Annotated in this window: 29 protein-coding genes and 1 tRNA gene; 20 read left to right on the forward strand and 10 right to left on the reverse strand. The window is 36.6% G+C overall.

Features of this window, described 5'->3' with window-relative positions:
- The first annotated feature begins 8 nt into the window (after positions 1-8).
- The 4 genes from ACFO7M_RS15490 (at position 9) to ACFO7M_RS15505 (ending at position 3,094) form a co-directional block, all read left to right on the forward strand.
- Positions 9-623, forward strand: a complete 615-nt coding sequence (locus ACFO7M_RS15490; protein WP_379736697.1) for a transposase — start codon at positions 9-11, stop codon at positions 621-623.
- A 118-nt stretch (positions 624-741) separates the two neighbouring features.
- A complete protein-coding gene (locus tag ACFO7M_RS15495) occupies positions 742-1,296 on the forward strand; it encodes a DUF4494 domain-containing protein (RefSeq protein ID WP_379712181.1) in 555 nt (184 codons plus the stop codon).
- 263 nt (positions 1,297-1,559) lie between these two features.
- On the forward strand, positions 1,560-2,264 hold the full coding sequence (locus tag ACFO7M_RS15500) for a DsbA family oxidoreductase (protein WP_379736699.1): 705 nt from the start codon (positions 1,560-1,562) through the stop codon (positions 2,262-2,264).
- 107 nt (positions 2,265-2,371) lie between these two features.
- The gene (locus ACFO7M_RS15505; protein WP_379712177.1) at positions 2,372-3,094 is read left to right on the forward strand and encodes a hypothetical protein; all 723 of its coding nucleotides are present in this window, start codon (positions 2,372-2,374) and stop codon (positions 3,092-3,094) included.
- 116 nt (positions 3,095-3,210) lie between these two features.
- On the opposite strand, the gene ACFO7M_RS15510 is transcribed toward ACFO7M_RS15505, so the two are convergent.
- The gene (locus ACFO7M_RS15510; RefSeq protein WP_379736701.1) at positions 3,211-4,131 is read right to left on the reverse strand and encodes a hypothetical protein; all 921 of its coding nucleotides are present in this window, start codon (positions 4,129-4,131) and stop codon (positions 3,211-3,213) included.
- 195 nt (positions 4,132-4,326) lie between these two features.
- On the opposite strand from ACFO7M_RS15510, the gene ACFO7M_RS15515 reads away from it, so the two are divergent.
- The 5 genes from ACFO7M_RS15515 to ACFO7M_RS15535 all read left to right on the forward strand — a co-directional run bounded on the left by ACFO7M_RS15515 (position 4,327) and on the right by ACFO7M_RS15535 (position 9,444).
- Entirely contained in the window at positions 4,327-5,040 is a 714-nt protein-coding gene (locus ACFO7M_RS15515; protein WP_379736703.1) for a DsbA family oxidoreductase, read from the forward strand.
- A 19-nt stretch (positions 5,041-5,059) separates the two neighbouring features.
- The gene (locus ACFO7M_RS15520; protein WP_379736705.1) at positions 5,060-5,617 is read left to right on the forward strand and encodes a 2'-5' RNA ligase family protein; all 558 of its coding nucleotides are present in this window, start codon (positions 5,060-5,062) and stop codon (positions 5,615-5,617) included.
- A gap of 166 nt (positions 5,618-5,783) precedes the next feature.
- Entirely contained in the window at positions 5,784-7,121 is a 1,338-nt protein-coding gene (locus ACFO7M_RS15525; protein WP_379736707.1) for a hypothetical protein, read from the forward strand.
- A 60-nt stretch (positions 7,122-7,181) separates the two neighbouring features.
- On the forward strand, positions 7,182-7,730 hold the full coding sequence (locus tag ACFO7M_RS15530) for an RNA polymerase sigma factor (protein WP_379712167.1): 549 nt from the start codon (positions 7,182-7,184) through the stop codon (positions 7,728-7,730).
- Positions 7,720-9,444 carry a hypothetical protein gene (locus ACFO7M_RS15535; RefSeq protein ID WP_379736709.1) on the forward strand — a complete coding sequence of 575 codons (1,725 nt, stop codon included), beginning with the start codon at positions 7,720-7,722 and terminating at the stop codon, positions 9,442-9,444. Before ACFO7M_RS15530 ends, ACFO7M_RS15535 begins: the two co-directional genes overlap by 11 nt.
- A gap of 15 nt (positions 9,445-9,459) precedes the next feature.
- On the opposite strand, the gene ACFO7M_RS15540 is transcribed toward ACFO7M_RS15535, so the two are convergent.
- The 3 genes from ACFO7M_RS15540 to ACFO7M_RS15550 form a co-directional block, all read right to left on the reverse strand.
- Positions 9,460-9,837, reverse strand: a complete 378-nt coding sequence (locus ACFO7M_RS15540) for a YchJ family protein (protein ID WP_379736710.1) — start codon at positions 9,835-9,837, stop codon at positions 9,460-9,462.
- Entirely contained in the window at positions 9,827-10,039 is a 213-nt protein-coding gene (locus ACFO7M_RS15545) for a hypothetical protein (protein WP_379736712.1), read from the reverse strand. Before ACFO7M_RS15545 ends, ACFO7M_RS15540 begins: the two co-directional genes overlap by 11 nt.
- A gap of 279 nt (positions 10,040-10,318) precedes the next feature.
- Positions 10,319-11,917 carry a class I SAM-dependent methyltransferase gene (locus tag ACFO7M_RS15550; RefSeq protein WP_379736714.1) on the reverse strand — a complete coding sequence of 533 codons (1,599 nt, stop codon included), beginning with the start codon at positions 11,915-11,917 and terminating at the stop codon, positions 10,319-10,321.
- 101 nt (positions 11,918-12,018) lie between these two features.
- On the opposite strand from ACFO7M_RS15550, the gene ACFO7M_RS15555 reads away from it, so the two are divergent.
- From ACFO7M_RS15555 to ACFO7M_RS15565, 3 genes are all read left to right on the forward strand, one after another.
- Positions 12,019-12,654, forward strand: coding sequence for a Crp/Fnr family transcriptional regulator (locus ACFO7M_RS15555; RefSeq protein ID WP_379712157.1), 636 nt, complete (start codon positions 12,019-12,021; stop codon positions 12,652-12,654).
- Between the two features lie 61 nt (positions 12,655-12,715).
- Positions 12,716-13,501: a sulfite exporter TauE/SafE family protein gene (locus ACFO7M_RS15560; RefSeq protein ID WP_379712155.1), complete on the forward strand. Its 786-nt coding sequence runs from the start codon at positions 12,716-12,718 to the stop codon at positions 13,499-13,501.
- A 66-nt stretch (positions 13,502-13,567) separates the two neighbouring features.
- Complete coding sequence (locus ACFO7M_RS15565) at positions 13,568-14,980, forward strand: MBL fold metallo-hydrolase (RefSeq protein WP_379736716.1); 1,413 nt, start codon at positions 13,568-13,570, stop codon at positions 14,978-14,980.
- Between the two features lie 21 nt (positions 14,981-15,001).
- Here the strand turns inward: ACFO7M_RS15565 and ACFO7M_RS15570 are convergent, their stop codons facing one another.
- Both ACFO7M_RS15570 and ACFO7M_RS15575 read right to left on the reverse strand, forming a co-directional pair.
- Entirely contained in the window at positions 15,002-15,151 is a 150-nt protein-coding gene (locus tag ACFO7M_RS15570) for a hypothetical protein (protein ID WP_379736718.1), read from the reverse strand.
- Positions 15,148-15,624 carry a hypothetical protein gene (locus tag ACFO7M_RS15575; protein WP_379736720.1) on the reverse strand — a complete coding sequence of 159 codons (477 nt, stop codon included), beginning with the start codon at positions 15,622-15,624 and terminating at the stop codon, positions 15,148-15,150. Before ACFO7M_RS15575 ends, ACFO7M_RS15570 begins: the two co-directional genes overlap by 4 nt.
- A 161-nt stretch (positions 15,625-15,785) precedes the next feature.
- Here ACFO7M_RS15575 and ACFO7M_RS15580 point away from each other — a divergent pair, with 161 nt between their 5' ends.
- The 3 genes from ACFO7M_RS15580 (at position 15,786) to ACFO7M_RS15590 (ending at position 17,192) form a co-directional block, all read left to right on the forward strand.
- Positions 15,786-16,523 (forward strand): DUF4369 domain-containing protein, encoded by a 738-nt coding sequence (locus tag ACFO7M_RS15580; RefSeq protein WP_379712147.1) that lies wholly within the window; start codon positions 15,786-15,788, stop codon positions 16,521-16,523.
- Positions 16,481-16,939, forward strand: a complete 459-nt coding sequence (locus ACFO7M_RS15585; protein WP_379714982.1) for a peroxiredoxin family protein — start codon at positions 16,481-16,483, stop codon at positions 16,937-16,939. Before ACFO7M_RS15580 ends, ACFO7M_RS15585 begins: the two co-directional genes overlap by 43 nt.
- A 172-nt stretch (positions 16,940-17,111) precedes the next feature.
- Positions 17,112-17,192: transfer RNA gene (locus ACFO7M_RS15590), tRNA-Tyr, on the forward strand.
- Positions 17,193-18,287: 1,095 nt separating this feature from the next.
- On the opposite strand, the gene ACFO7M_RS15595 is transcribed toward ACFO7M_RS15590, so the two are convergent.
- The 3 genes from ACFO7M_RS15595 to ACFO7M_RS15605 all read right to left on the reverse strand — a co-directional run bounded on the left by ACFO7M_RS15595 (position 18,288) and on the right by ACFO7M_RS15605 (position 20,527).
- A complete protein-coding gene (locus ACFO7M_RS15595) occupies positions 18,288-19,064 on the reverse strand; it encodes a patatin-like phospholipase family protein (RefSeq protein WP_379712145.1) in 777 nt (258 codons plus the stop codon).
- Between the two features lie 92 nt (positions 19,065-19,156).
- Positions 19,157-19,852, reverse strand: a complete 696-nt coding sequence (locus ACFO7M_RS15600) for an SIMPL domain-containing protein (RefSeq protein ID WP_379712143.1) — start codon at positions 19,850-19,852, stop codon at positions 19,157-19,159.
- A 48-nt stretch (positions 19,853-19,900) separates the two neighbouring features.
- A complete protein-coding gene (locus ACFO7M_RS15605; RefSeq protein ID WP_379712141.1) occupies positions 19,901-20,527 on the reverse strand; it encodes a rhomboid family intramembrane serine protease in 627 nt (208 codons plus the stop codon).
- Between the two features lie 71 nt (positions 20,528-20,598).
- On the opposite strand from ACFO7M_RS15605, the gene ACFO7M_RS15610 reads away from it, so the two are divergent.
- Positions 20,599-21,495, forward strand: a complete 897-nt coding sequence (locus tag ACFO7M_RS15610) for a lysophospholipid acyltransferase family protein (protein ID WP_379714980.1) — start codon at positions 20,599-20,601, stop codon at positions 21,493-21,495.
- Positions 21,496-21,532: 37 nt separating this feature from the next.
- On the opposite strand, the gene ACFO7M_RS15615 is transcribed toward ACFO7M_RS15610, so the two are convergent.
- Positions 21,533-23,020, reverse strand: coding sequence for an aminotransferase class V-fold PLP-dependent enzyme (locus tag ACFO7M_RS15615; protein WP_379712139.1), 1,488 nt, complete (start codon positions 23,018-23,020; stop codon positions 21,533-21,535).
- A 111-nt stretch (positions 23,021-23,131) separates the two neighbouring features.
- Between ACFO7M_RS15615 and ACFO7M_RS15620 the strand changes: the two genes are divergently transcribed.
- The 4 genes from ACFO7M_RS15620 to ACFO7M_RS15635 all read left to right on the forward strand — a co-directional run bounded on the left by ACFO7M_RS15620 (position 23,132) and on the right by ACFO7M_RS15635 (position 26,757).
- On the forward strand, positions 23,132-24,685 hold the full coding sequence (locus ACFO7M_RS15620; RefSeq protein WP_379736722.1) for a protein adenylyltransferase SelO: 1,554 nt from the start codon (positions 23,132-23,134) through the stop codon (positions 24,683-24,685).
- A 3-nt stretch (positions 24,686-24,688) separates the two neighbouring features.
- A complete protein-coding gene (locus ACFO7M_RS15625) occupies positions 24,689-25,282 on the forward strand; it encodes a matrixin family metalloprotease (RefSeq protein ID WP_379736724.1) in 594 nt (197 codons plus the stop codon).
- A gap of 155 nt (positions 25,283-25,437) precedes the next feature.
- A complete protein-coding gene (locus tag ACFO7M_RS15630; RefSeq protein WP_379736725.1) occupies positions 25,438-26,286 on the forward strand; it encodes an SRPBCC domain-containing protein in 849 nt (282 codons plus the stop codon).
- A gap of 36 nt (positions 26,287-26,322) precedes the next feature.
- Positions 26,323-26,757, forward strand: coding sequence for a VOC family protein (locus ACFO7M_RS15635; protein ID WP_379712131.1), 435 nt, complete (start codon positions 26,323-26,325; stop codon positions 26,755-26,757).
- Positions 26,758-26,798: the final 41 nt, after the last annotated feature.

Below are 26,798 nucleotides of genomic sequence, written 5' to 3' on the forward strand. Positions count from 1 at the left end.
AATAAACAATGCCACACCTAAAACAACCTTTAGAATATGGTCACTTTTACCATATCTACAATCGGGGCAACAACAGTGCAACCCTTTTTTTTGAAACCGAAAATTATAATTATTTTCTCAGATTGTATTCAAAGTACATAAATCCCATCGCAGATACCTATGCTTGGTGTCTACTAAAAAACCATTTTCACATTTTAGTTCGTATCAAAGACAAAGAGGAAATAGAAAAATATACCACAAATGAAAACGATGGAAACAATTTCAAAATAAAACAACCATCTAGGCAATTTGGTCATTTGTTCAATGCATACACACAGGCTATCAATAAAAAATACGGTAGAACAGGATGTCTGTTTGAAGGAACATTCGAAAGAAAATTAGTCGATTCCGAAAGCTATTTCCAAAAATTACTGTTTTACATCCATAACAATCCTGTACACCATGGATTAGTTACAAGTATTGTAGATTACCCTTGGAGTTCTTATTCAACAATTATTTCGAAAAAGCCAACAAAATTAAATAGAGAAACTGTTTTAAAAACCTATGACGGTTTAGAAAACTTTATCTTTTTTCATCAACAAGAACAAGATCTTACAGCCATCGAAAATATAATTATCGAATGAAGCCTAACCCATTCAAGGTTTAAAACCCTGTAAGGGTTAGGCATTCAAAAAAACTTAAAAAACAAATCTTTTCTTTTTGAATTAAAATTTACATTTGCCCTCCCTAAAAAGTGAAAATATGAGTGCAACGTGGTATGAATGCAAAGTAAAATTCAGAAAAATTGACGAAAACGGTATCCAAAAGGTAACTACCGAACCGTATTTGGTGGATGCGTTATCCTATACGGAAGCGGAATCTAGAATTACTCAGGAAATGATGAGTTATATCAGTGAGGAGTTCAAGATAACCAACATCAAGGTAGCCAATTACAATGAGATTCATCCGTTTGAAAATGCCGACCGTTGGTTCCGTTCTAAAGTGGCCTTAACTGCTTATGATGAGGAAAGTGGCAAAGAACGTAAAACGAATATTTATTTGCTGGTACAGGCGAATGATGTGAAAGAGGCTTTTGACAATACAATGTTTGCCATGAAAAACACCATGGGCGATTATACGATTCCGGCCATTTCGGAGTCTCCTATTATGGATGTTTTCCCGTACTTCAGCGGTGAGGAAGACGGATTGGAACAAATTGAAAAATTCAACGCATTGAAAGCTTCCAAACCGGTGGTTTCGGAAGTGGAAGATCACATGGAATTTGATGCGGAAGTGGTAGCTGAATATCAGGAATAGGTCTATTTCAAATTCCATTATACAATGTGGCGATTTCGTTTTAAAATGAAATCGCCACATTTTTTTTTTACTTTCTCGAATACTTCCACCAACCGATGTTGAACTAACATACAGCACTTTGTATTCAAATTCCTCCCACTCGGGAGCACGGGCAAAAAAAATGTTGACCTACATCCAACCTTTTCAAAAAAAATCAACTCTATATAAGAACAAGGTTTCCCCACCTTGAACATCCAACCAAAAAAATAGTAAAACCAACTCCCATGAGTGCAAAGATGACCATCGATATCTGGACTGACCTTATGTGTCCGTTCTGTTTCATCGGGAAAAAAAACCTCGATAGCGCACTGCTGCAATTTTACGATCGCGACAGTCTGGCTATCGAATGGCACAGTTATCTTTTAGCGCCCGATTTTCACCCCAGATCGAAAAAAAATGGACCTAAAATTTTAGCCGAATACAAAGGGGTTTCCTTAGACAAGGCCAAAGCAATGAGTGTGTATGTTACTCAAATGGCACAACAAGCCGGTATACAGTTCGACTTGGATCGTTTGCAATGGGCCGATACCCTTCAGGCACATCGTTTACTGCAATGGTCGAAACCTTTAGGCTCTGCCTATTCGCTTGAACAACGTTTGTTTGAAGCGGTGTTCTGCTATGGAGAAAATATTGGCGATGTCCGAACTCTGCTTCGAATTGTGGAAGAAATCGGACTTCCGGTACAAGATGCGTTTTCGGTTTTAAAAGGCAACGACTTTACCGATGCCGTAAAAAAAGACATGAGGCACTCGCTAACCATTGGAATGCGTAGCCTGCCATTTTTTCTAGTAGATAATAAATTTACTTTTAGCGGAGCGGCACAACCTACCGATTTTCTGCAAATCATTAGCGATAACTATACCGAATGGAGAAACGACAATCCTCCGTTCTTTTCCAGTACTGGTACAGATGGACCTTTATCGTCGTAATTGGTACTCTATTTTAAAAAACGAGCTGACAATTTTTTCTTTTACTATATTTGCGAACGCTAGGATTTCTTTATGCTAGTCTTACAATTGTCCCCCATTCTATAATTATGCAACAGTTCAAAATTGATCCCGATCGTTACCCTGAAATCCATACAAAAATGCGCAACCAATTGCTCCTTATAATGGGGTTGAGTTCTTGTATTGCCCTAGTGATTTTATACATCAATAGGGACAATCAGAACGACAACTTCCTTTTCTACGTACTTCCGTTAGTAGTCATGGGGTATACTTTCATCAACAGTATTACTAAAAATCTAAAAAAACAGAAAGAAGCGCTATTGAGTTATGTTCTTACGGTAGATGCCGATTATGTTTTGAGGGAGCAAAAAGATACCCCAGCAATCCGAATCCCAAAATCGGAAATTCAAGAAATTATCAAATATTCCAATGGAAGTTTTGTAATTAAAGGTACATCAACTGCACAGTCGATTGTTGTGGTTACACAAATCGAAAAGAAAGAACTCGTTGCACAATTGCTGGCGGAATTGCATCCTCTTAGCGAAAAAAAACAGTTGCCTTTTATGGAACGCTACGGTATGCGACTTTCCTTTTTAATCATGGCAATGATGTTGGGTGTATATGCCTGTGACGACAAGGCTATCGTTAGTATTTGTGGTGCGGTACTGTTAGTCGTTAATGGCTACGCTTTTTACCAAATACAACGAAATCAAAATCTTAGTCCAAAAGTGAGAACTGCCTCTTGGTTAATTTTGGTGGTCATGGTTTCTATTGCTGGTGTAATGTTTCTTAAATTGACTAACCGAATGTAAATCGGTACCCTTTGTAGTGTTGAAAGTAATTGGTAAGGCAATCCATAAAAAAACACCCGAACCGAACTGATGAAGTACCTGTCCGGTTGGGTGCTACCCATGCAAAATTGTGTTACTTAAAACTTCTGCATAAAATCATAGATATATCTGTAGTTCTGACCTGTCGTACTCGTATTTAACAAGAACGAAGGATTAGGCAATACACAAGGTGTAATATTGGTATTGTTCGAAATAATCCCCATGGAGCTTCCAACGGTCCAACGTTTACCGCAGCATGCATCAAAATGGAATCCCAGTTCTTTCATGGTCCAACTAGGATTTGCCGTTAGATTTTTATACGAATACTTCGCTACATACGGTCCCCCAGCCGTGTTGTACTCAAAAATATCGCCGTAAGTTGGATTGCAAATCAGATTGGTGTTACCGGAAATGGCGTGAAATTTATTCCCCACTACGGTCAATCCATTGTATTGCGGTGTAGGTCCAGCAGGAGCAAAAACACTACATACACCACCTGGAACAGACACTTTCATCAATTGAGAGGTACCTTCTCGTACTGCCACAAACAATCCGGTAGTGCCATAATTTTCGATATCCTGTAACGGAACGGTTGTAGTGGCAACTACGCTCGCACTTCCGGTGGAAATTTGTACTCTCAATAGTCTACTCGGAAAATTGGAATTCACTCCGGTTACTGCCCAAGCAAAATCGGGAACACCGGGCATATCACACAATCCGGTTACCGAACGCACGGGAACTCCTCCTACATTGATCATAGAAACAAAGTTATAGCCTGTCGGACTGGCACATAAATCCACTTTAAAGATCGTTGAGGCAAAACCTGCAGGAACAGGCGAACCACTTGAGCCGGATAACACCAAAGCATACACAGGTGCACAAGGTGCTAAAGCTTGTACCGTTGCTTTCTGGTTTTGCTGTTTTGAACTGCCTTCCTGCTCGATATCGTTCTTCTCACAAGAAACCGTTGCAGCAAGTAAGAAGATGGCACTGACTGCCAACGCAAAATACTTTTTCATAATAGGTTGTTTTTTAGTTTGTTAATAATCAATTAAAGATAATACGCTTTTTCTTACACGGTATGAGGGAAAACCTCCAATTTTGATATGGAAAAACCGTAATTTTTTCTAATTCCCAAAAACAAACGATAAACAATAAACCATGAACAACTAGCCATAAATTTTCCGAACTTTACACCCATAAAACTACTATCGATGACACCTAAAATGACAATCGCTATTTGGTCGGATATGCTATGTCCGTTTTGTTTTATCGGGAAGAAAAATCTCGATATGGCATTGACGGAGTTTCCCGAGCGGGATCAAATTAGCATCGAGTGGCACAGCTTTCAACTGGCTCCTGATTTTTATCCGAAGAGCGGAAGAAATGCACACGAAGTATTGGCAGAATATAAAGGTATCACGGTAGAAGAAGCGCGACAAATGAATGCTTATGTGGCTCAAGTGGCATCTCGTTCCGGTATAACATTTGATATGGATCGAATGCAATGGACCAATACGTTTACTGCCCACCGTTTACTGCAGTTTTCGAAACAGTTCCAATTGGATTCCCTTTTGGAGCAACGATTGTTTGAAGCCGTGTTTTGTAACGGTGAAGACATTGGTTCGCTTTCCAAATTGGAAGCCATCGCCCTAGAAGTAGGTTTACCCATTGCCGAAACTCATTCAGTACTTAATAGCACTGCCTATACTGAAGAAGTACGACAAGACATCCGACAATCGCAATCGATGGGTTTACGCGGTGTTCCTTTTTTTCTGATCGATAACAAAATCACTTTTAGTGGCGCACTACAACCAGCCGATTTTCTTCAGGTAATTCGTGAACGTTTTAGTCATTGGAAATCTGAAAATCCGCAACCGCTTTCCTTTGATGGCGAATCATGCAGTCTAGACGGTATTTGTGAATAATACAAAATTGCTTATCCCCATGATTGAACGGTATTCTATCGTATTGCATCCTTCTCCTGAAATTATCAGTACTGTTCAACAAATGAAAGAACAACTGGCGGCTACCATCGGATGGTACAATAGCAAAAATTCGGTGGCGCACATCACACTGAATGAATTTGAGCTACCAGTCACTGAATTCAATGCTATTCAAAACCATCTCTCATCGATTTGCCGCTATCTGACCGCTATTCCAACGCACTTTGACCGATTCGATACTTTTCCTAATGGCGCCTTTTTTCTGGCTCCCCACGATTCCTGTAAAGAGGGACTAAAAACAATAATGAAAGAGTTTCATCAGGAGTTTCGTTACAAAACCGAAATCAAAAGCAGTGAACCCCATATCTCAATCGGACGCCGTCTTTCTCCAGAACAAATTGCCAAGGCCTATGCTCTATTTGCCCCACCCTCCCTCACCTTTTTATGTGATCGTATTGCTTTGAGACGTTTCAATCCAGACCGTAAACAGTTTGATTGCATTGCGGAATTTGTTTTTGGTGGAGAACAAAAGGAGGCTTTACAGGGAAAATTATTTTAAAAAACAGACACTTCACTTTGGTTGAACACTATTGAATCGCCAAAAAAAAAAGTAGCGGCACAATTTCTTTTGTTTTACTGCGTTAGTACTAACTGATAAAAAAAATAAAAAATCACGCAACCTTTCGTTTTTTTTCTGACTATAGGATAACCTTAAAGCCTAAGTTATGAAAATAATGACTGAAACTTGTTCTTATAAAAGTAGTTTCAAACATCGGAGTCGTACTCTTTATTTCCTATTGTTTTTAATTGGCGGACTGTTTTTCAGTTGCCAGGTTGAACCTTTTGAAGCGGGAACTTCAGCTGGAACGTTGATTACTCAGGACTCCGAATTGTTTGAATTACTGTCGCAAATAAGCACCGACAGTAACGAACCGTTGGATAGAATTACTTGTATTGATTTCATCTACCCGTTCAAAGTTTTTATCTACAATTCAAATCAAGAAATTATCGGAGAAAAGTCGCTCACCGGAGATGATGATTTCAGTTCGTTTTTGGGTGGCTTGCCTGATCATCAAGCGATCAGTATCAGTTATCCCATCCAAACAACTCTGGCTGATGGATCGCTATTCAGCGTAAACAATAATGACGAGTTAAAGGTGGCCATAGAAAGTTGTTCACGCGAAGATATCCTAGTGTATTATTCCGGATTATTTGGTGGTGGTGCGAGCCCAACAAAATGTGCCTGGACTGTTCCATATACTCGAAACGGCGACAATACCTATGCCGGAGGCGTATTTGAAACCAATAATGACGGTACATTGCGTTTTACTTACAATCACGAGCGGTATTTGGGTACTTGGACATTTTTGTATGTGAACGATGAACTGCACCTCAACATCAATCTTGAAGGAACTTCTGCCGTAGCTACCTATTGGAATATCGATCGTGCAGTTGGCATCAGTAATGACTTTCTGGTAATTTTCAATGAACCGAAAAATAGAATACTTTCCCAAGTTTGCGAAACGACAACCACCTACGCAATTGGCGATGTTGGTCCGGCCGGAGGCATTGTGTTCTATGATAAAGGCTATTACAGCTTCGGTTGGAGGTATATGGAAGCTGCATCAAGCGATTTGGATTTTTTTGAATGGGGTTGCAGTAACACTTCGGTGCCCAATAGCACTTCGGGTGCCCTAGGAGATGGATTCCAAAACAGTATCAATATTGTCAATTTTCATGATAGCTTGGTAGATTATTATACAACTCCTGCTGTCTGCAATCCGCTAAATAATGGTACTGTAGCCGCAAAAGAAGCCTTATACCATATCGCTGCAAGTGAGTTTAAAGATTGGTTTTTACCTTCAGCTGACGAATTGAATACATTGTATACTAATTTACATGCACAACAATTGGGTAATTTTAGTGCTACTTCTTATTGGAGTGCCACCGAAGCCGATAGTGCAACCGCTGTGATAATCGATTTTTCAACAGGAATTACTAACACAAGTTCAAAAATTCCAGTGGTGAATACCATAAAGACCCGAGTAATACGCTATTTTTAACCGATTTTTGGTTGTATCCGATGAAACTATCGGTACAACAAATAGAAACCTTATTCCATTTTGAGTTTAGAGAAACTAATAAAAAATTGTATCAAGCAAGACCGGAAAGCACAAGAAGAGCTGTATCATTTATACAAACAGCCTCTTTTTGTGTTGAGCCTAAAATATTGCAGTAATGAAGCGGAAGCGGAAGACAATCTGCACAACGCTTTCATTGATATATTTACGGGAATACGAAAGTTTGAAAACAAAGGCTCTTTTGAAGGCTGGATGAAGCGTATTGTCATCAATAAAGCCATCAGTTCGTACCGTAAAAGCTTTTTTCTTGTACCCATTAAAGACGAGTACACACAAGACACAACGGTAACTGTCGAAGAGTTTGATATTCCTGCCGATAGTATTTTACAACTCATACAGGAATTACCCAATCAGTACCGACTAGTTTTTAGTTTGTATGAATTAGACGATTACTCGCACAAAGAGATTGCAGTAATGTTATCGATAAGTGAGAGCACTTCTAAATCGAACTTACACAGGGCAAAACAAATTTTAAAAGAAAAAATCAACCATATTACTTCCGCAACGTATACTAAACAGCATGGAAAATAAAAAAGATATAGGCAGCGCATTTAAAGACAAACTTAAAGACTTGGACAAAAGCCCAAGCGATGCGTTATGGTCTAAAATTGAAAACGATTTAAACACCAAAAAGAAACGCAGATCGTTCGTGTGGCTTTTTCCTGCACTTTTAATTTTAGGATTATCGTCGGGAGCTTTGTATTATTTCTTCCCAGCAATTACAGGAAATAAAAAAGCGGGCGATTTACTTTACAGTACAGAATTCAATCAAAGTAATCCCATCTCAAATAAGGTAGGCAATACAAGAGGAAGTTCGGAAAACGAAAAGCAGTTGAAAACGGAAAGCACTGCTGAAAATACTATAGAAAACAAACAGGAAGCTATCAATTCGACCGAGCTTAAAAATAGTAGTACGGCCAATTCCAACAGTAAAACAACGGCTACTTCGGAAAAAGAAGTGACTACTTTACAGCCGGATCAGGAGAATCCGAAAATAAAGTCCAAAAAACAAACCGGAATTGCAGAGTCAGGAGGCACAACTTCTTTACATCCGATTTCGAAAACTGGAACGGATAAAACCTACTACAGCAGAGAGGCAACAAAAGTGACGGTTACGAAAAAACGATTGGTAAAATCTACTCCGGAGTATGACGAATACGAAGTCGTGAAAACCTATAGTTATGTGGTAAAAAAGAAAAAAGTAAAAGCACCCGTGAAAGTAAAAGTAACTGGAACAACAGGAGCAACGAATAGCAAGAACCAGTTTAGCACTTCACATCCGAAAACCAAAGTAGGTGTCAGAAAAAAAATGCCTAAAAAAAACAAACCGGTAAAAGCGGTGTCTACAACAACAGCTACAAAGCGTACAACTAAATCGGTTCCAAGTACTTCATCGGATACCACTTCTGATGCTACAAAAAATGACAACGAAACCCATCCGGTTACTTTGCAGTTGACTAATACGGAACCGAAAGAAGAAAAATTAGACAGTTTGTCTACTACACCTATCGTTGAAAAAAAGAAAACCAAAAAAATAATAGCCGAAGTAAAACCTCAAAAAAAGGATTCTTTGCCGAAAATTAAAGTATATCCATTGGGCGTATTTGGCTACGTTTCGCCAACACTTTCGTTTGCAAAAGGAAATAACTCAACGATTGACACCAGACTAAACAACAATTCGAAAACTTCTGCAGTACAATGGAGTTATGGTGCCTATTTGTGTTATACGCCCGAAGGAAGACTAAGTTCAAGAATTGGTATCGGTTTTACCAACTTGAATTTTAAAACTGAAGATGTACCGGTGAATACAACAGATTATTCGAACCTATCTTACACTAATGGTTACTCGAATATGGTAATTTACAATCAGTCCAATCAATCGGAAAAAATGACGCTAGTTCAGGAAATTTCATATGCAGAGGTTCCTTTGGAAGTTAAATATAAAGTCATTGACAAAAAAATAGGTGTCAATGCGATTGGAGGCATCAGTATTCTGTATTTAAATAAAAATAAAGTAGCTGCAATTACCAGTAATGGGAACCACTATGAAATAGGAAAAACCAAAGGACTATTGGATGCTACTGTTGGAATCAATTTTGGTTTCGGTTTCGATTATACAATTAACAAGATGATGAAATTGAATGTAGAACCAATGATAAAATACAACCTTAAAGGATATCAGACTATCAGTAATAGCAACTTCTTTTCAGGGAATATTTTAACCGGTTTGCAGTTGTCTTTTTAGAATTTACTTAGTCGATCAAAACCATTCACCATCCACATAAAACCATCTGCCTTCTTCGTTTTGGAAGGTAGATTTTTCGTGATGCACATGAGCTTTTAAATTACTGTCAAGGTAATAGGCTTTGAATTCCACTTTCTTTTCGGAAGTGTTTAAAATTTCTAGTTTCACCCAATGATTCTCAAGGGCAAAACTCAAAATATCTTCTTTATGATGATTTTTTCTGGTACTGCTGTGTGTGGTTGCTATCAAATAGGCTGCATTGTGAGTGCAATAGGCTGAGTAACGCGAACGCATCAATTTTTCAGCGGTTGATGGAAAGTCACTTCCTAATATAAAAGGTTCACAGCAGTTTGAAAATGCAATACCGGAACCACAATAACAGTTATTGGCCATTTTTTTGTTCTAATTGATCCAACAAAATACGGTACCGACTCAATTCGATCAAATCTTCATCGTTATCCGCAAAATCAGTAAGTTCTTCCAATAATTCTCTGGCTTCAGTGAGACGTAAATCCGTCGCTTTCTGCTCTTTTGCCACTATACTGTCAATAACTTTTTGGACTCTTATTTTTAATTCGGTGAAATTAATTGGCATTGTATCGATTTTGGATTCAAAGTTACTACAATATCTCGTGATAGTAAACTTTTACCTAAAAACATCTAAACTACAGCTATACAGTTTTTTACACAAAAAACACATTGCATCTCAATTAAATTCCGTAACTTTAATAGTATAATCAAAGAAAAAAATTGGAGTGTAACCTAATGGTAATCATTTAGGTTAAATACTAAGTGTAGGGATAGCCAATTATACTATTCTTCTTTGATTATTTGCAATGCAAAATTTGGCTATCCCTATCTAATTTTTCTTCTACTACCCTTTTAACAAATGAATACTCACCGTTGCATAATCGGTATGTGGAAAGCGTTGGAAGTACTTTGGTTCCGATTGTAGTCCTGCCAATGCTGCCACTTTCACAAAAGCATCAATTTCAAGAATATACTGATCGGACAATCCGTGTGTGACGTCGTAAGCTGTTGCCGGTGTACTTCCGATATTGGCCGCTGTGATTTTGGAGTCAACTGTATGCAATTCAATCAAAAGCAAACCAAAACGTTGTACATATGGTGACCATTTTTGGAAATGTTCCAATAAATTCGCTTCCACCTGATTGTTGGATAGTCGAACACCACGATATGCAAATGCGCCTGTAGACTGACTTGTAATTCCATGCTGGTTGTCTGGAGTCGACCAAATACGGTTGTGATCCAAAAAGGTGCGTACATTGAGTAAGTCTTTTAAATCAATTTTATAATTATCGGCTAAATCCTGGGCCAGCAGATCGGGATTTCCAATATCACCCCAAACCACTTTGGCCCAAATATCGGCTTTGATTAAATTGGCTCTTGTTACTTTTAAAGCAACCTGATTGTAATCGACCCCAACCAAAAACAAAGGATGTTCTTCTAACATTTTACCACGTAAAGTTTGTCTTTCAATTACATCAAATATGTGATGTAAAAAAGCCCCGTTTCCGCAACCCATGTCTAGTATTCCTTTAGGTTGTTCGGCAATCGGTTTATTGAACAATTCGATAATAATTTCGTCGATCACTTTAAAGTAGGTACTGTGTGCTCCTCCACTTCCCCATACATTCATTTCACGGTTGACGTGAATTTCGGTTTCGCTGACTGCAATGTCCCGTAAAGCATTCGGATTACCGAAAAGGAGCATTTCAATATTTTTCAACATGGGAAGATACGACACGGTAACACCATAAGCGGAAGCACGTTTGGCAAAGAACAGTCCTTCATCAGTAAACTGATATTTACCGTTTCTTTCCGTAAACCAACCCAAATCAGTAAAGAAATCGAGCATTTTCGTGAAAGCTTCCGGTTCCTTATGAAATTCATCCGCACTGAAAGACGTTTCCATAAAGTACTTATGAAACATTCCCGTCATTCCCAAGTTCACAATCAATGGAGCGGCCAAATAGCCTTCAATATGTTTTAAAATCTGAAACTGAATTTTGCCTTCAAAAGAGTCAATAGCTGAAATCTGCTGGCGTTGTTTCTTGTAATTCTCAAATTCCGGATTCAGTTGCCCGATAGAAGTTGAAGTGATGGTGTTGGCTGTAAAAACATCGGTCGTGAAAAGCAATCGACTGATTCCATCGTAGTTGTAAAATTGAGAAAATGCGTAGGCACTGGAATCATTTATCGAAATGGTAACTTCATTGGCTACATTATCCACATGGTATTCCAAAAAACCTTGCGAGGCCAAAGCTCTTAATGCTACATTCAGATACCCTTCATTGGCTTTGTAAGTTTCACTAAGTGAAGTAAGTGAAGTGGTTTTCACATCCAATAGATGCTTCAAAATTCCTTTCTTGTTTAAAATAGAGGCAATCGGAATCAATACAATACCATCCAAATGCCTAAAAATGGCTTCTCTACCTGTTGTATTTGTCATGTTTTTTAGTCTGTTTAGCCAAATATAGGATTTTTAACGAAACAATAACAAGGCAAGCCAATTTCAGAATAGTATATTTGTAGGGATTATTCAGCAGCATCATGAAGGCAACTCTAAAGCAACTCTTTCCAAATTTTAGTCCACAACTCCTTGAAGAAGTGGAAAAAAATGCAAGTATCCACTCTGTCAAGGCAGGTGAAGTAATGATTCGCTCCGGGCAATACATTAAAAATACGGTTTTGATTTTAAACGGTAAGGTAAAAGTGTATCGAGAAGATGAGGATGGAGGCGAGTTTTTCATGTATTACCTACAACCCGGACAAGCGTGTGCCATTTCGATGATTTGCGCTACGAAACAAGAAACCAGTCAGATCATGGCTAAAGTGGTTGAAGATGCAGAATTAGTGATGATCCCATTACAAATCATGGAAAAATGGATGGCCAATCATCGGTCTTGGTACGAATTTGTGATCGAAACGTATCGTAGACGCTTTGAAGAAGTTTTAATGGTTATTGATAATATCGCTTTCAAAGCCATGGACGAGCGCTTGGAATTTTATTTGAAGAGACATCAAAAAGCTTGCGGTTGCAACGATGTTAAATTGTCTCATCAGGAAATTGCTTCCGAACTGAACACTTCCCGTGAGGTTGTTTCCCGATTACTTAAAAAAATGGAGCAACGCGGTTTGGTGAATTTGCACCGTAGTCATATTGAAATTTTGCCTCTCTTGAAATAGTGTGACATTTGTTACTGACTGCTATCCAATTAAACCCCAAATTTGTATCAAAATAAATCGTGTGGAAATAATTGGTTACATAGCGGCGGTTGCCATCGGAATCACTTTAGGCCTAATAGGTGGCGGTGGTTCTATTCTTACAGTACCTATATTAGTGTACTTGTTCCGAGTGAATCCTGAATTAGCAACCAGTTATTCTTTATTCATTGTTGGTGTTACAGCTGCGATTGGTTCCTACAAACACTACCTTTTTCAAAATTTAAAATTGAAGGAAGCTCTCTATTTCGCTATCCCTTCTTTGCTCTCCTTATTGACTGTACGAAAATTTATTTTGCCGGCTATACCTCATTCGTTATTTCAAATAGGATCAATTACAGTTACCAAAGATCTTTTAATTATGTTGGTGTTCGGAGTCGTAATGCTGCTCGCGTCCAAAGCCATGATTAGCCGCAAAACCGAGCTTTGCAAAACGGAGATCAATTATTACAAACTGGGCGCCATAGGACTATTGGTGGGATTTATCATCGGTTTTTTAGGTGCTGGAGGTGGATTCTTAATTATTCCTGCATTGATTTTCTTTGGAGGTATTCCAATGAAAAAAGCAGTGGGCACATCATTATTGATTATCGCCATTAATTCGCTTATTGGTTTCTCCGCAGACATCATCAACGGCATCACGATTAACTTAATAGTATTGCTTTCAATTACTTTTATGGCGATCATTGGAATGCTCATTGGTTCTATGCTTTCGAAAAAAGTAGAAGGAGGCAAATTAAAATCGGCCTTTGGTTGGTTTGTATTGGTTATGGGAATTTTAATAATTGGAAAAGAGCTTTTTATAAAGTGACAATTATCATTAATTTTATACGTTTTTATATAGTATTTTTGCAAACAAAGAATAGATTATAGTAGTATGTTAATAGAACAAATATATACAGGATGTTTAGCTCAAGGAGCTTATTATATTACCTCAAATGGTGAAGCCGCTATTATTGATCCGCTTCGCGAAGTACAACCGTATCTTGACCGTTTGGAAAGAGATGGTGTTGTACTGAAATATATCTTTGAAACTCATTTCCATGCCGATTTCGTTTCGGGACATTTGGATTTGAGTACCAAAACCGGAGCACCTATTGTGTATGGACCAACGGCTACTCCAGAATTCGATGCGCTTATTGCAACAGACAATCAAGTTTTCACCATTGGAAATATCACAATTAAAGTACTTCACACTCCAGGGCATACCATGGAAAGTACTACCTACCTATTGTTAGACGAAAACGGAAAAGAGCATGCCATTTTCTCAGGCGATACCTTATTTATTGGTGATGTAGGTCGACCGGATTTGGCACAAAAAGCCGCTGATATGACTCAGGAACAATTGGCAGCTACTCTATACCAATCTTTGCGTTCCAAAATCATGACACTTCCTAATGAAGTGATTGTATATCCTGCACATGGAGCAGGTTCTGCATGTGGTAAAAACATGAGTAAAGAAACCGTTTCTACCATTGGAGAACAAAAAGAAAAAAATTACGCTTTAAGAGCCAACATGACGGAAAGTGAATTCATTACTGAGGTATTGGATGGGTTAACACCACCTCCAGCCTACTTTGGTATGAATGTAGCCATGAATAAAAAAGGGTACAGCAGTTTCGATTCGGTTTTAAATAACGGAATGAAAGTGTTGTCTGCGAATGATTTTGAACTACTAGCGGATACGGCCGATGCCTTGATACTAGATACGCGCAATCCTGCCGAATTTTACAAAAAACACATCCCTCAGTCAATCAATATTGGCATTGGTGGTGATTTCGCACCATGGGTTGGCACATTGATTGCCGATGTAAATCAACCGCTACTTATTGTATGTGATGCCGGAAAAGAAGAAGAAACCATTACCCGTTTAAGCCGTGTTGGTTTTGACAATGTACTCGGGCATTTAGAAGGTGGTTTTGCAACGTGGGAAAACTCTGGAAAAGAAACGGATGCCGTTAAAAGAATCACGGCTACGCAATTTGCTGCTGAATTAAACATTGAAAAAGACAAAGTAATTGACATCCGTAAAGAAGGAGAATATAGTGCTGAACATCTTGATGAAGCCTATAGCAAACCTTTAGCTTATATCAATACCTGGATAAACGAGATTGATCCTTCAGAGCATTTTTACATACATTGTGCCGGAGGGTATCGCAGTATGATTGCGGCTTCCATTTTACAAGCGCGCGGTTACCGTAATTTTACTGAAATTGAAGGTGGCTTTAACGCAATTGCCAAAACTGAGTTGCCAAAATCGGATTTTGTATGTCAAAGCAAAGTATTATAAAAAAGGAGAATTGAATTACTGTTATAAATCAGAATTTTCATTCTCATTAAATTTCTTCAAAATAGCTTTAAGTTGAGCCTTGCGCTCAACTTTTTGTTTTGCAGCTTTTGCTTTTGCTTTGTGCAACTTACTATTGTGTTTGTTTCGATTTTCGTCGTTATTTCTGCTCATGCATACTGTCTTTTAATTTCATCCAAAGTTTTGTTGGTATAGATTAAATCGGTTACAATTTTTTTTCTGAGTACTTCTATTTCCCAATCTGGAAAATGTTTTGCCCAATTTGTCAAATGCAAAATGTTACGAGCCTGTCTTACCCTTTTCATTGTATCATCGCTGTTTCTCACTACGGCCTTATCGTCATAATTTTTGCTTAATTTATGTTGGTACAATACTGTTCGAGTTTCAAAATCGACAGTTACATAATACAAGGCTTCGTATTTGTTATCCGGAAAAAAGTCTTCCCAATTGGCATAACCAAGTTTTACTTTTGAAGCCGTTGAATCGCCGTTTTCAATAAGACGCCATTTGGAATTGCCTAATCTACCCCAATGGTTCGACAAACGGTACATTCCTTGTTCTGTATAATAATATTTACTTCCAGAATCACTCTCAAAATCCGGACTTCTGTCCTGTAGATTTGACACATTTACTTCTGTGAATACACAAAAAGTATTTTTAAAAGTATTGGGTGGTAATTGAAATGTTGCGTTTTCCCGAATCACACAAAACAAGTATTAAATAAAGTATAAAAGTAGTTTGATTTCTGAACAAATCATTTATTTTTGCGAACAAAATTATAAAACTGATGAAAAAATTAGCAATTATTGCCCTTTCTGTTCTTGCCGCTTCATGTAGCAAGTATAAAGTTTCAGGAGAAATCAAAGGAATGCCTGATGGAACTAAGGTTTATTTAGAAAAACAAAATGAATCTGCTACAACCGGTATTACAGGAGTTGATACAACGGTTGTAAAAGATGGTAAATTTGAATTTGAAGGAAAAGCAGAAGAGCCTTTAATGCACAGAGTACGTTTTGATCAAATTGGTGGATTTATGTTAATTCTTGAAAAAGGAAACATTAATGTAAAAGGAACGAAAGACAGTTTAGCACTTGGTGTTGCAACTATTTCAGGAAGTACCACTAATGATCAGCTTAATGCATACAGAAAAGACTTGATGAAAGTCCAAGTGAGAGTAGCAGCTTTTGAAAAAGATAACGAAAAGGCTTATGGGGAAGCAATGGCTAAGAAAGATACTCCTACAATGAAAAAGTTGACGGATGATTATAAAAAATTAAATGAAGAGTTTACTACAGTAAAAACAAAGTTTGTTGAAAATAATCCAGATTCATTCCTTTCATTATTAATCATTCAGGAATTGTTTGCAACACCACAAGCTGATATTGCAAAAACAAAAAAACATTTTGAAAACCTTAGCAGTAGTGTAAAATCAACTTCAACTGGTAAGAGAATTCAAAAAAATCTTGATGATTACGAGAAAGCATTACAAGAGTCTCAACCAGGTCCAAAAAAAAAAGTAAACTAAAAGAGACTCCTGCACCCAACTTTAGCGCAAAGAATCCTGAAGGTAAAGTAATCTCATTACAACAATCATTAGGTAAAGTTACGATTATTGATTTTTGGGCTTCATGGTGTCCTCCTTGTCGTAAGGAAAATCCAAATGTTGTAGCACTTTATAACGAGTTACATTCAAAAGGATTGAACATCATTGGAGTTTCTTTGGATAAAGATGCAACGAAATGGAAACAAGCCATTGCGAAAGACAAATTGACTTGGAATCATGTATCGAATTTAATGTACTGGGATGAACCTATCGCAAAATTGTACGGTATTGAAAGTATTCCTTCCACATTTGTTCTTGATGCCAAAGGAAATATTGTCGCAAGAGATATTTATGGTGCCGAATTAAAAGCTAAAGTGTTAGAATTATTAGCAAAATAGCCTTTAAAATCCTAAAAATTAAAAGCCCAGCGTTTGCTGGGCTTTTTTTATTGTATTTACTACCAATCACTTACAAAAAAGTTTAAAATTATCTTTATTTTTTGTTTGGAAACCCGAAAAATGATTCTATATTTGCAACCGCTTTGAGAGCGAAACTATTGAGAATATAGTTGGGGAGATACTCAAGCGGCCAACGAGGACGGACTGTAAATCCGTTGGGAAACCTTCGCAGGTTCGAATCCTGCTCTCCCCACAAGATAATTAAATTAAGAAAAGCACCAAGTTTACTTGAGTGCTTTTTTGTTTTAATTAGCTTGAGTAAGGAAACCTTACTCAGGATCACGAAACGAAGTGCAGTAATCCTGCTCTCCCCACAATAAAGGCGAACCTAAAGGTTCTCATTTTTTATTCCACCTTACTAAAACCACTAAGTCCAGATTATTTATTTCTTCACTACTCAAAATCTTTTTTAGCCAACAAAAAGTAATACACCAAAACATAAAACGATACCACATAACTCAATATACTTATACCCATAAAAAATATAAAGTTATTGTAGAAATGATACATTACAAAAAACAAATCGCTTACAATAAAAGTAAAACTCGTCATCATCAAAAAAAAATTGGTTTGATTTTGTTGCAGCGTATACAATATAGTAGCTGATGAACCAAATGTTACTGATGAGATTCCGTAAACAATAATTAGTAAATACAATTCAAGTTGTAAATCGAACATTAAAACCAAGCTAAAATATAACAAGCTCAAAAAAAACAAGAACATCAAAATCATATAGGATAAATTTATTTTATCCGGAAATTGAAATTTAATTTCAAAAATGTTTTTAAAAACAAAACACAAAAGAATACAATAGGCAATAAAGTTTGATAGTATTACAAAAAAGAAACTTCTTTCGTCATAAAAAAGATTTAAAATCCCCGAAACAAACAACAACAGCAAAATCATTGAAGACCAAAAACTAATCTTCCCTCTACTCTCTTGCCAATAATAAAAAAAAATAGAAGGTATAATAATTGGCTTTACTATTAGAGTCAAATTTTCAATTCCTTCAACAACTGCTATAAAATATAATAAACCTGATACAATGTACAGGACCAACGCTGGTGAGCTCGCTTTCATTGATAATCTGTTTTTGTGTATTTCCAATTTGTTATAAAGTCTTTTTTGGACAAAAAGAGAACAGAAAATAAATGGAAAACAGAATTTCACACTTATTGTTATTAAAGTTATGAATTGATTTTCAATAATAGCAGAAAAAATATTCAATTGAATAAATATTTCTAATCTTTTACATTAAAATTATTTCGATAGTGCTTTTCTTTTTTACTTATATTAAGTTTTGATAGGATTCCTTGGCAGCTTCATATCCAATCTTATAAATCATATCCATTTTTGTCTTACTGGTCTCAAAAGTGCCGAATTTGACCAATTCTTCAGGTTCTATGACCCAATCACAAATATTGAATTTATGCGTATTCGAATTAGCAGAAAGCAAATCAAAAGCACGTGAGGTAACCGATCGGATGGAAGACAAATCTTTCGCTTCAATCTTTTGAATCGGACTCACATAAACACCTATCAAGGAATCACAACGACCTTGCAGTATATCGGTTGGAAAATGGTTTAAAATTCCTCCATCACTGTATAAATTACCATCTATTTCATAAGGCGACAAAACTCCGGGAAAGGAGGACGATGCCAGAACAGCATCTACAATTTTTGTATCGTTACCAAATACTTTTAATTTCCCTTTGACCAAATCAGTAGCCGTAATATGTACATTGATATTTAACTCACCCAATGTTTTATCCTCAAAAATACTTTTGAAATAGAGTCGAAAAGCCTCGGAATCGATAATACCCGCTTTTTTAAACGTAAAATGCTTCCAGTTAAAAAAATAAATCGACTTGAAAAAGGATAAGATTTCTTCGGGAGATTGACCACCGGCATACAACGCAGCAACGATCGCTCCAGCACTGGTTCCGGCAATCTGAACGGGTTTAATTCCTTGCTCTTCTAAAAACTTTAAAACTCCGGCATGCGCCAATCCTTTTGTTCCACCACCGGATAAAATTAAACCTATCGATTCTTTATTTAAAATCATTGTTGTAAAAGTAAATTCTTACAACAAATATAACAAAGGAAGTACAACCGTAAACACCAGACATAAAAAAACCCCGATAATCGGGGTTTCATTTATTCTAAAACAAATGTTACATTGACATTTGCTGTAATTTCGATTTCGCCGATGGCAAGTGTTTCTCTTGGAGCACCAGCATCCATGGCTTCTGCTCTAGCTCCTTTGAACATTACCGGATGTGGATAATAAGTATTTGAATTATCTGTTATCAATAACACTTTTCCTACTTTTTGGCCTAATGCGCTAGTATAATCATTTGCTTTTTGCTTGGCAACCAAAATCGCTTTTTTACGTGCTTCCGCTTCGTATTGCTCCAATTTCGAAGATTTGAATTCAACTCCATTAATGTTCGTAATTCCAGTATCTGTGATATCCATCATGAAAACATCATACTTCTTAATATCTTTTAATGTAACTGTGATGGTTTGGCTGGCTACATAATTGTTTTTCTTTTTCTCATAATCGTAGGTTTTATATAAACTTACTTGAGTAGTTTGAAAATCAGTCTGAGGAACACCGTTTTTCTTGATGTATTTCAACACTTTATCAATAGTTTCATCATTCGCTTTTTTCACTGTTGCAGCGTCTTTACCTGTATTCTCGACACCTATTGTGATTGTCGCCATATCAGGTGTAACTTTTATCTTTCCTTCTCCGGAAACGTTAATTTGTGGAATCTGAACTGATTTTTGATCTTGCGCGTAAGTCATCATGGTACAAAATGTTATTACGATTGCTACTAAATTTTTCATAGTCTATTTATTTTTAATTTGTTTTGAAAGTATTCAAAAGTTGTGCCATTATAGCTTCCCCGCCTTTTCTAAAATAAAAAGAAAAACAATTGGAATTGCTAATACAATGACCATAAAGGTATTATCCACAAACAAAGAAGGATCTTTAAATAAAGTAATAGCATATCCGCCGATGGCTCCACCGAAATGAGCTGTATGTCCAATATTATCATTCTTCTCTTTCATTCCGTAGATGGAGGATAGTAAATAAATTACTCCGTAAATACTACCTGGAATGAATCCGAAAAACAACAGACTGTCATTTATTAAAATAGAACTAAAGATAATGCCCACAACAGCACCGGAAGCACCAACCGCTCGGTAATTAAAATCATTCTGATGAAAATACATGGTCAACAAACTGCCTGAAATCAAACTTCCGAGATAAATCAGCACAAACGAAAAAGTTCCCAATCCATAGATTACAACTGGAGCAAACATGTAAAGCGTAAACATATTGAAAAACAAATGAACATAGTCAACATGTAGAAATGCCGATGTAAACATTCGATGTTGTTCCCCTGCACGAATGCTACCGGTATGAAATTCGTTTTTACGAAAAAAAGAGATATCGTTAAAGCCTTTATAGCTATAAAGTACATTAGCTGCAATAATTGCAATCAGAAAAAGATTCATAAAATTTAATTTAGAGTAAAGATAGCAAAACCATTTTAAAGGCATAAAACCACAGACAAGAATAAAACTCTATATTTGTAACAAAATTTTCAACAATGCAATTCTTAGTTTTTGTCATTATTTATCCGCTACTTTGGCTAATATCGATACTACCCTACCGACTTTTTTATTTATTTTCAGATGTAGTTTACTTTCTCGTCTATCATATTATCGGTTATCGTAAAAAAACAGTGCGAAAAAATCTTGAAATCGCACTTCCTCACTTGAGTAAAGAAGAACGATTGGTAATAGAAAAAAAATCGTTTCAACATTTGTGCGATATGTTTTTGGAAATGATTAAAACGTTAACCATATCCGAAAAAGAAATGGAGCGTCGTTTTACGTTCAAAAACCTGGAAGTCTACAAACAATTAGAATCTGAAGGAAAAAGCATCACACTTATGGCTTCGCATTATGCTAGTTACGAATGGGTGATATCTATGAATAAACATGTAAAATTCAAAGGAATAGGTATTTACAAAAAAATCGCCAACCCTCATTTTGATAAATTGGTGCGTGACATTCGTTCGAAATTCAAAGCCGAATTAGTAACTACCAAGGAAACCAAGGCAACAATTGTCAAAAACCATAAAGAAAACATATTGTGCGTTTATGGATTCGCAAGTGATCAAACTCCAAGATTGTCCAAAAGAAATTATTGGTCTAGCTTTATGGGGATTACTACTCCAGTTCACGTTGGAGCAGAATCTTTGGCTAAAGAATTTGATATGAATGTAATTCAGCTTAAAGTCAGAAAAGTAAAGAGAGGTTATTATGAAGCTTCATTCGATGTATTGGCCAATGGAAACACGCAATCGATTCCAGACTTTGAAATCACTGAAACCTATCTTCGAAAGGTAGAGCAACAAATATTAGAAGCACCGGAATACTATCTTTGGACACATAAAAGATGGAAACATAGAAAATAATTCCATAAAAAAAGCGCAGTTCAACCTGCGCTTTTTTTTATATCGTAAACCAACTTTTTACGAGATCTTTTTCGGTAAGTTTGGCTTGTTTGTGCAAATATTCATTGCTTTTAGGATTATAATCATACTCGTTTGCCCATTCTTTATGATGCTGAGCCAGCGCTCGAATAGATTCGCAAACATATTGAATTTCCGAATTGGTTGTTGTAGGATGTATTGACATACGAATCCATCCCGGTTTTTGTTCCAAATTCCCCGTATCTATGTTACACGTAATACTGTTGGATGTTTCTTGATCTACGTGCAGTAAATAATGCCCATAAGTCCCAGCACAACTACATCCTCCACGGGTTTGAATTCCGAAACGGTCATTCAATAATTTCACTCCAAGATTGTAATGTAAATCGTCTATGTAAAACGAAATTACTCCTAATCTTTGTTTGTGTTGACCGGCAAGAATATTGATATTTTGTTCCTGAGATAATTCAGAAAAAACATAATCTACAATCTCGTGTTCACGTTCCAGGATATTTTTAACGCCCATTTTTTCTTTCAGTTGAATAGCCAAAGCTGTTTTAATCACCTGTAGAAATCCGGGAGTTCCACCATCTTCCCTATCTTCAATATTGTCGATGTATTTATGTTCACCCCAAGGATTAGTCCATGATACCGTTCCACCTCCGGGACAATCCGGCACATTGTTTTTATATAAATTTTTATTGAACACAAGCACTCCCGAAGTACCTGGACCTCCTAAGAATTTGTGTGGAGAAAAGAAAATAGCATCCAAATAAGCCTCTGGATCTTCAGGATGCATATTAATATCAACATAAGGGCCAGAACAGGCAAAATCTACGAAACATACACCGCCATTTTGATGCATTATTTTAGCCACTTCATGATACGGTGTTTTAATTCCGGTTACATTTGAACATGAAGTAATCGAAGCGATTTTAAAACTTCTGTCTTGGTATTGATTGACTAACTTTTTAAAATTTTCCAAACAAAACAATCCTTCATCATTGGCTGGAATTACAACAACATCAGCAATACTTTCCAACCAAGAGGTTTGATTCGAATGGTGTTCCATGTGAGAAATAAAAACGATTGGTTTTACTTCTTTCGGTATATTGGTGAATTCTTTTAAATTTTCAGCAACACGTAAACCTAAAATACGTTGGAACTTATTCACGACTCCAGTCATTCCGGTTCCATCTGTGATTAACACATCATTTTGATTGGCATTGACATGATGCTTAATGATATGACGTGCTTCATGATAAGCCATCGTCATTGCTGTTCCTGAAACCGTCGTCTCTGTGTGAGTATTAGCAACAAAAGGACCAAATTCATTCATCATTTTTTCTTCTATTGGTCGATACAAACGTCCTGAGGCAGTCCAATCCGTATAAATTATTTTTTTAGTACCGAAAGGTGACTCGAATGCTTGATCAATCCCTATAATATTCTCTCTGAACTGTTGAAAATACTGTTCTAACGAAGTTTTAGTTTCTGTTGCAATCATTGTGTTGAAATTTGGGTCAAAGATACATTTTTTACCAATTTTATAACGTTACTATCTTTCATTTATCATTATTTTTGAGCTTTATAACAAATTTATCTGCAACACCGATTTATGCAACTTTCTATCCAAAATAAATTCACTCAATCCCTTCCTGCCGATCCGGAAACCAAAAATGAAGTCCGTAAAGTTTTCGAAGCTTGTTATTCATTGGTAACTCCTACCCTACCTTCAAAACCAAGTCTCCTACATGCTTCAAAAGAAGTAGCGTTCATTATTGGATTAAAAGAAGACGATTTGAACAGTGAAGATTTCCTGAATGTTTTTTCGGGTAAAACAGTTTATGAAAACAGTCACCCCTATGCAATGTGTTATGGCGGACATCAATTTGGGGTTTGGGCCGGACAATTAGGTGACGGAAGAGCTATCAATTTGTTCGAAAGCAACAATCTCACATTGCAATTGAAAGGCGCTGGAAAAACGCCTTACTCAAGAACTGCAGATGGATTAGCGGTTTTGCGGTCATCAATACGAGAATACTTGTGTGCTGAAGCTATGCATGCATTAGGTGTACCTTCTACCCGATCTTTATCACTTGCTTTGAGTGGTGATGAAGTATTACGGGATATCCTATACAATGGTAATCCCGCTTATGAAAAAGGCGCCATCGTTTGTCGTGTGGCTCCATCATTTATCCGTTTTGGAAATTTTGAAATTCTAGCTTCCAGAAATGATTTGAAAAACTTGCAATTATTAGCTGATTTTACCATCAAGGAATATTTCCCTGAAATAAAATCTGAAGGCAAACAGAAGTATGTCGATTTCTTTGAAAATGTAGTACAATCAACACTTAACATGGTTGTTCATTGGCAACGTGTGGGTTTTGTACATGGAGTGATGAATACGGATAATATGTCCATTCACGGTATTACCATTGATTACGGTCCGTACGGATGGTTGGAAGATTTTAATCCGAATTGGACTCCGAATACGACCGACAATCAACATAAAAGATACCGTTATGGTAACCAGCCCGAAATTGCTTTATGGAATTTGTACCAATTAGCCAATGCGTTGTATCCTATCATCAATGAAACTGCCGATTTAGAACGCATTTTAGAACAATACCCTAAAGACTTTGAATTGCAATATCAAAAAATGATGCAAGAGAAATTAGGACTCTTCATTGGAACCGAAAATTACGCTATTTTAATCGATCAATTGGTACAAATTTTACAACTTACAGAAACAGATTATACTCTTTTCTTCCGATTGCTATCTGATGTAAAAAAAGAAGATGATACCACAACCGCTTTTCAAAAAATAGCATTTGCTTTTTACAAACCTGAGGAAATCAAAGATCAAATTCAAATCTATTGGACAGAATGGCTTCATTCTTATCTCAATTGTCTGCAACAGGAAACTACAAACGATTCTGAGAGAAAACGAAGAATGGATACTGTAAATCCAAAATATGTTCTTCGTAATTATATGGCACAATTAGCTATTGAAGAAGCTGACAAAGGGAATTACCACCTAATTGATGAATTATTTACATTACTTCAAAAACCATATGACGATCAACCTCATCATGAAAAGTGGTTTGCTAAACGGCCGGATTGGGCACGAGAAAAAGTGGGCTGTTCCATGTTATCCTGTAGTTCTTAATCTATGAAATATACACTCTTTTTTTTACTGGGAATGTTATTACTTTCCGGCTGCAATCAAAATCCTTCACCCAAAAAGGAAAAGGTAACTATTGTTTTACAACCTTTTGATGCGTTTCCAAAAGCATATCTTTATGAGGTTCAAAAAAATCTGAAGACTATTTATTCCTCTGTAAAAGTTGCTGATAATATCCCTTTTCCGGAAGGCAGCTGGAATCATAACAAATCCCGCAGACGTGCTGATGCATTAATCGCCTATCTGACAGATATCGCTGGGCAAAATCAGTTGGTAATTGGTCTTACCACCAAAGATATCAGCACATCCAAAGATGGCAAATCAGACTGGGGTATTTTTGGTTTGGGTTATCGCCCGGGAAAATCATGTATTGCATCAACCTACCGATTGAAAGGAAACAAAACTGAAAAGTTATTTAAAGTCGCTATTCATGAATTGGGTCACACACAAGGCTTGCCACATTGTCCAATAAAAAATTGCTTTATGCGTGATGCCGAAGGAAAAGATGTTTTGAATGAAGAAACCCAATTCTGTAACAGTTGTAAAACCGTTTTAATCAGACACGGATGGAATCTAAAATAATGACTAAACAATCCTTAAAATTACTGAAATTATCCTAAATTTAAGACTTTAAATTTCAAGCACTTAAAAACAGTGTACATCCATTTTCTTTCAAAAAAAGCGAAATTAACACACTGCTTAAAAAGCTTACTATTCAATATAATCAATAACAAACTATGAAAAAATTTCAATTTAATGTCGAAATCAATGCTCCGAAAGAGAAGGTTTGGTATTCACTTTGGGACGATGATAATTACGAAACCTGGACGGAAGCTTTCTGTGAGGGCAGTCATGCAATATCCGGTTGGGAAGTAGGTAATAAAATTCATTTTTTAGATCCGAAAGGTTCAGGAATGGCTTCTACAATAGTGGCAAAAAAACCATTTGAAAACATGGCTTTTTCCCACATCACTGAAATTGTAAATCATGAAGAACAACCCATCAATGAAAACATTCAAAGATGGTCTGGTTGTATCGAACAATATGTGTTAACTGGGGAAAACGGCACCACTTCTTTACATGTCGAAGTAGAAAGTGTTGAAGAATATGAAGACTTTTTTACCACTATGTTTCCTAATGCATTACAAAAAGTGAAAGCAATAGCTGAAAATCCCGAAACCAAGTCCATTTCTGTTAGAGCCGTTTTAGATGCTCCTGTTGAAAAAGTATGGGACTATTTTACGAATCCTGAACATATTGTTAATTGGAATTTCGCTACAGACGACTGGCATTGTCCTAATGCTGAAAACAATCTTGAAGTAGGACAACAATTCAAGTCAACTATGGCATCCAAAGACGGTGCCAATAGCTTTGACTTCACCGGAACTTACACAGAAATCATTCCACATCAAAAAATTGCGTATACCATGGATGGTGATGGCCGAAAAGTAGTGGTGAAATTTAATGTTTTGGATGGAAAGACAATCCTTACAGAAAATTTTGAACCTGAGAATGTTCACAGCGTAGATTTACAGCGTGGAGGATGGCAAGCTATTCTAGATAATTTTAAAAAATATACCGAATAAATAATAAATCAAAAAACTAATAAAAAACAATCAATTATGGCAACTGTAAACGTTTATCTAACTTTTAATGGTAATACAGAAGAAGCATTTAACTTTTATAAATCGGTTTTCGGAGGAGAATTTTCATTTATCGGTAGATTCAAAGATATGCCTGCTGACGACAATTGCCCTCCACCAACAGAAGAAGAGGCGAATAAAATCATGCACGTATCTCTTCCAATCAGTAAAGAAACAGTTTTAATGGCTAGTGACAGTACTGAAGGAAGCGGTACGGTAACCTTTGGAAATAATTTTTCGGTATCAATTAATACTGAAAATAAAGACGAGGCTGACCGTCTATTTAATGGTCTTTCAGCTGGTGGCAAAATCATCATGCCATTGGCTGACACCTTCTGGGGTGCTTATTTTGGCATGTTTGTTGATAAATTCGGTATTAACTGGATGGTAAATTTTGACCAACAGCCACAATAATTTACTATATTTAGCTGTTTTATAACCTTAACCTATTAAAT

Source organism: Flavobacterium sp. GCM10023249 (genome assembly GCF_042653365.1).
In the GTDB taxonomy this organism is placed as follows: domain Bacteria; phylum Bacteroidota; class Bacteroidia; order Flavobacteriales; family Flavobacteriaceae; genus Flavobacterium.

Coding starts and splice junctions, on each gene's coding strand:
- ACFO7M_RS15490 (WP_379736697.1), top strand. CDS start 9: ATGCCACACCTAAAACAACCTTTAGAATATGGTCACTTTTACCATATC.
- ACFO7M_RS15495 (WP_379712181.1), top strand. CDS start 742: ATGAGTGCAACGTGGTATGAATGCAAAGTAAAATTCAGAAAAATTGAC.
- ACFO7M_RS15500 (WP_379736699.1), top strand. CDS start 1,560: ATGAGTGCAAAGATGACCATCGATATCTGGACTGACCTTATGTGTCCG.
- ACFO7M_RS15505 (WP_379712177.1), top strand. CDS start 2,372: ATGCAACAGTTCAAAATTGATCCCGATCGTTACCCTGAAATCCATACA.
- ACFO7M_RS15510 (WP_379736701.1), bottom strand. CDS start 4,131: ATGAAAAAGTATTTTGCGTTGGCAGTCAGTGCCATCTTCTTACTTGCT.
- ACFO7M_RS15515 (WP_379736703.1), top strand. CDS start 4,327: ATGACACCTAAAATGACAATCGCTATTTGGTCGGATATGCTATGTCCG.
- ACFO7M_RS15520 (WP_379736705.1), top strand. CDS start 5,060: ATGATTGAACGGTATTCTATCGTATTGCATCCTTCTCCTGAAATTATC.
- ACFO7M_RS15525 (WP_379736707.1), top strand. CDS start 5,784: ATGAAAATAATGACTGAAACTTGTTCTTATAAAAGTAGTTTCAAACAT.
- ACFO7M_RS15535 (WP_379736709.1), top strand. CDS start 7,720: ATGGAAAATAAAAAAGATATAGGCAGCGCATTTAAAGACAAACTTAAA.
- ACFO7M_RS15540 (WP_379736710.1), bottom strand. CDS start 9,837: ATGGCCAATAACTGTTATTGTGGTTCCGGTATTGCATTTTCAAACTGC.
- ACFO7M_RS15545 (WP_379736712.1), bottom strand. CDS start 10,039: ATGCCAATTAATTTCACCGAATTAAAAATAAGAGTCCAAAAAGTTATT.
- ACFO7M_RS15550 (WP_379736714.1), bottom strand. CDS start 11,917: ATGACAAATACAACAGGTAGAGAAGCCATTTTTAGGCATTTGGATGGT.
- ACFO7M_RS15555 (WP_379712157.1), top strand. CDS start 12,019: ATGAAGGCAACTCTAAAGCAACTCTTTCCAAATTTTAGTCCACAACTC.
- ACFO7M_RS15565 (WP_379736716.1), top strand. CDS start 13,568: ATGTTAATAGAACAAATATATACAGGATGTTTAGCTCAAGGAGCTTAT.
- ACFO7M_RS15570 (WP_379736718.1), bottom strand. CDS start 15,151: ATGAGCAGAAATAACGACGAAAATCGAAACAAACACAATAGTAAGTTG.
- ACFO7M_RS15580 (WP_379712147.1), top strand. CDS start 15,786: ATGAAAAAATTAGCAATTATTGCCCTTTCTGTTCTTGCCGCTTCATGT.
- ACFO7M_RS15595 (WP_379712145.1), bottom strand. CDS start 19,064: ATGATTTTAAATAAAGAATCGATAGGTTTAATTTTATCCGGTGGTGGA.
- ACFO7M_RS15600 (WP_379712143.1), bottom strand. CDS start 19,852: ATGAAAAATTTAGTAGCAATCGTAATAACATTTTGTACCATGATGACT.
- ACFO7M_RS15605 (WP_379712141.1), bottom strand. CDS start 20,527: ATGAATCTTTTTCTGATTGCAATTATTGCAGCTAATGTACTTTATAGC.
- ACFO7M_RS15615 (WP_379712139.1), bottom strand. CDS start 23,020: ATGATTGCAACAGAAACTAAAACTTCGTTAGAACAGTATTTTCAACAG.
- ACFO7M_RS15620 (WP_379736722.1), top strand. CDS start 23,132: ATGCAACTTTCTATCCAAAATAAATTCACTCAATCCCTTCCTGCCGAT.
- ACFO7M_RS15625 (WP_379736724.1), top strand. CDS start 24,689: ATGAAATATACACTCTTTTTTTTACTGGGAATGTTATTACTTTCCGGC.
- ACFO7M_RS15630 (WP_379736725.1), top strand. CDS start 25,438: ATGAAAAAATTTCAATTTAATGTCGAAATCAATGCTCCGAAAGAGAAG.
- ACFO7M_RS15635 (WP_379712131.1), top strand. CDS start 26,323: ATGGCAACTGTAAACGTTTATCTAACTTTTAATGGTAATACAGAAGAA.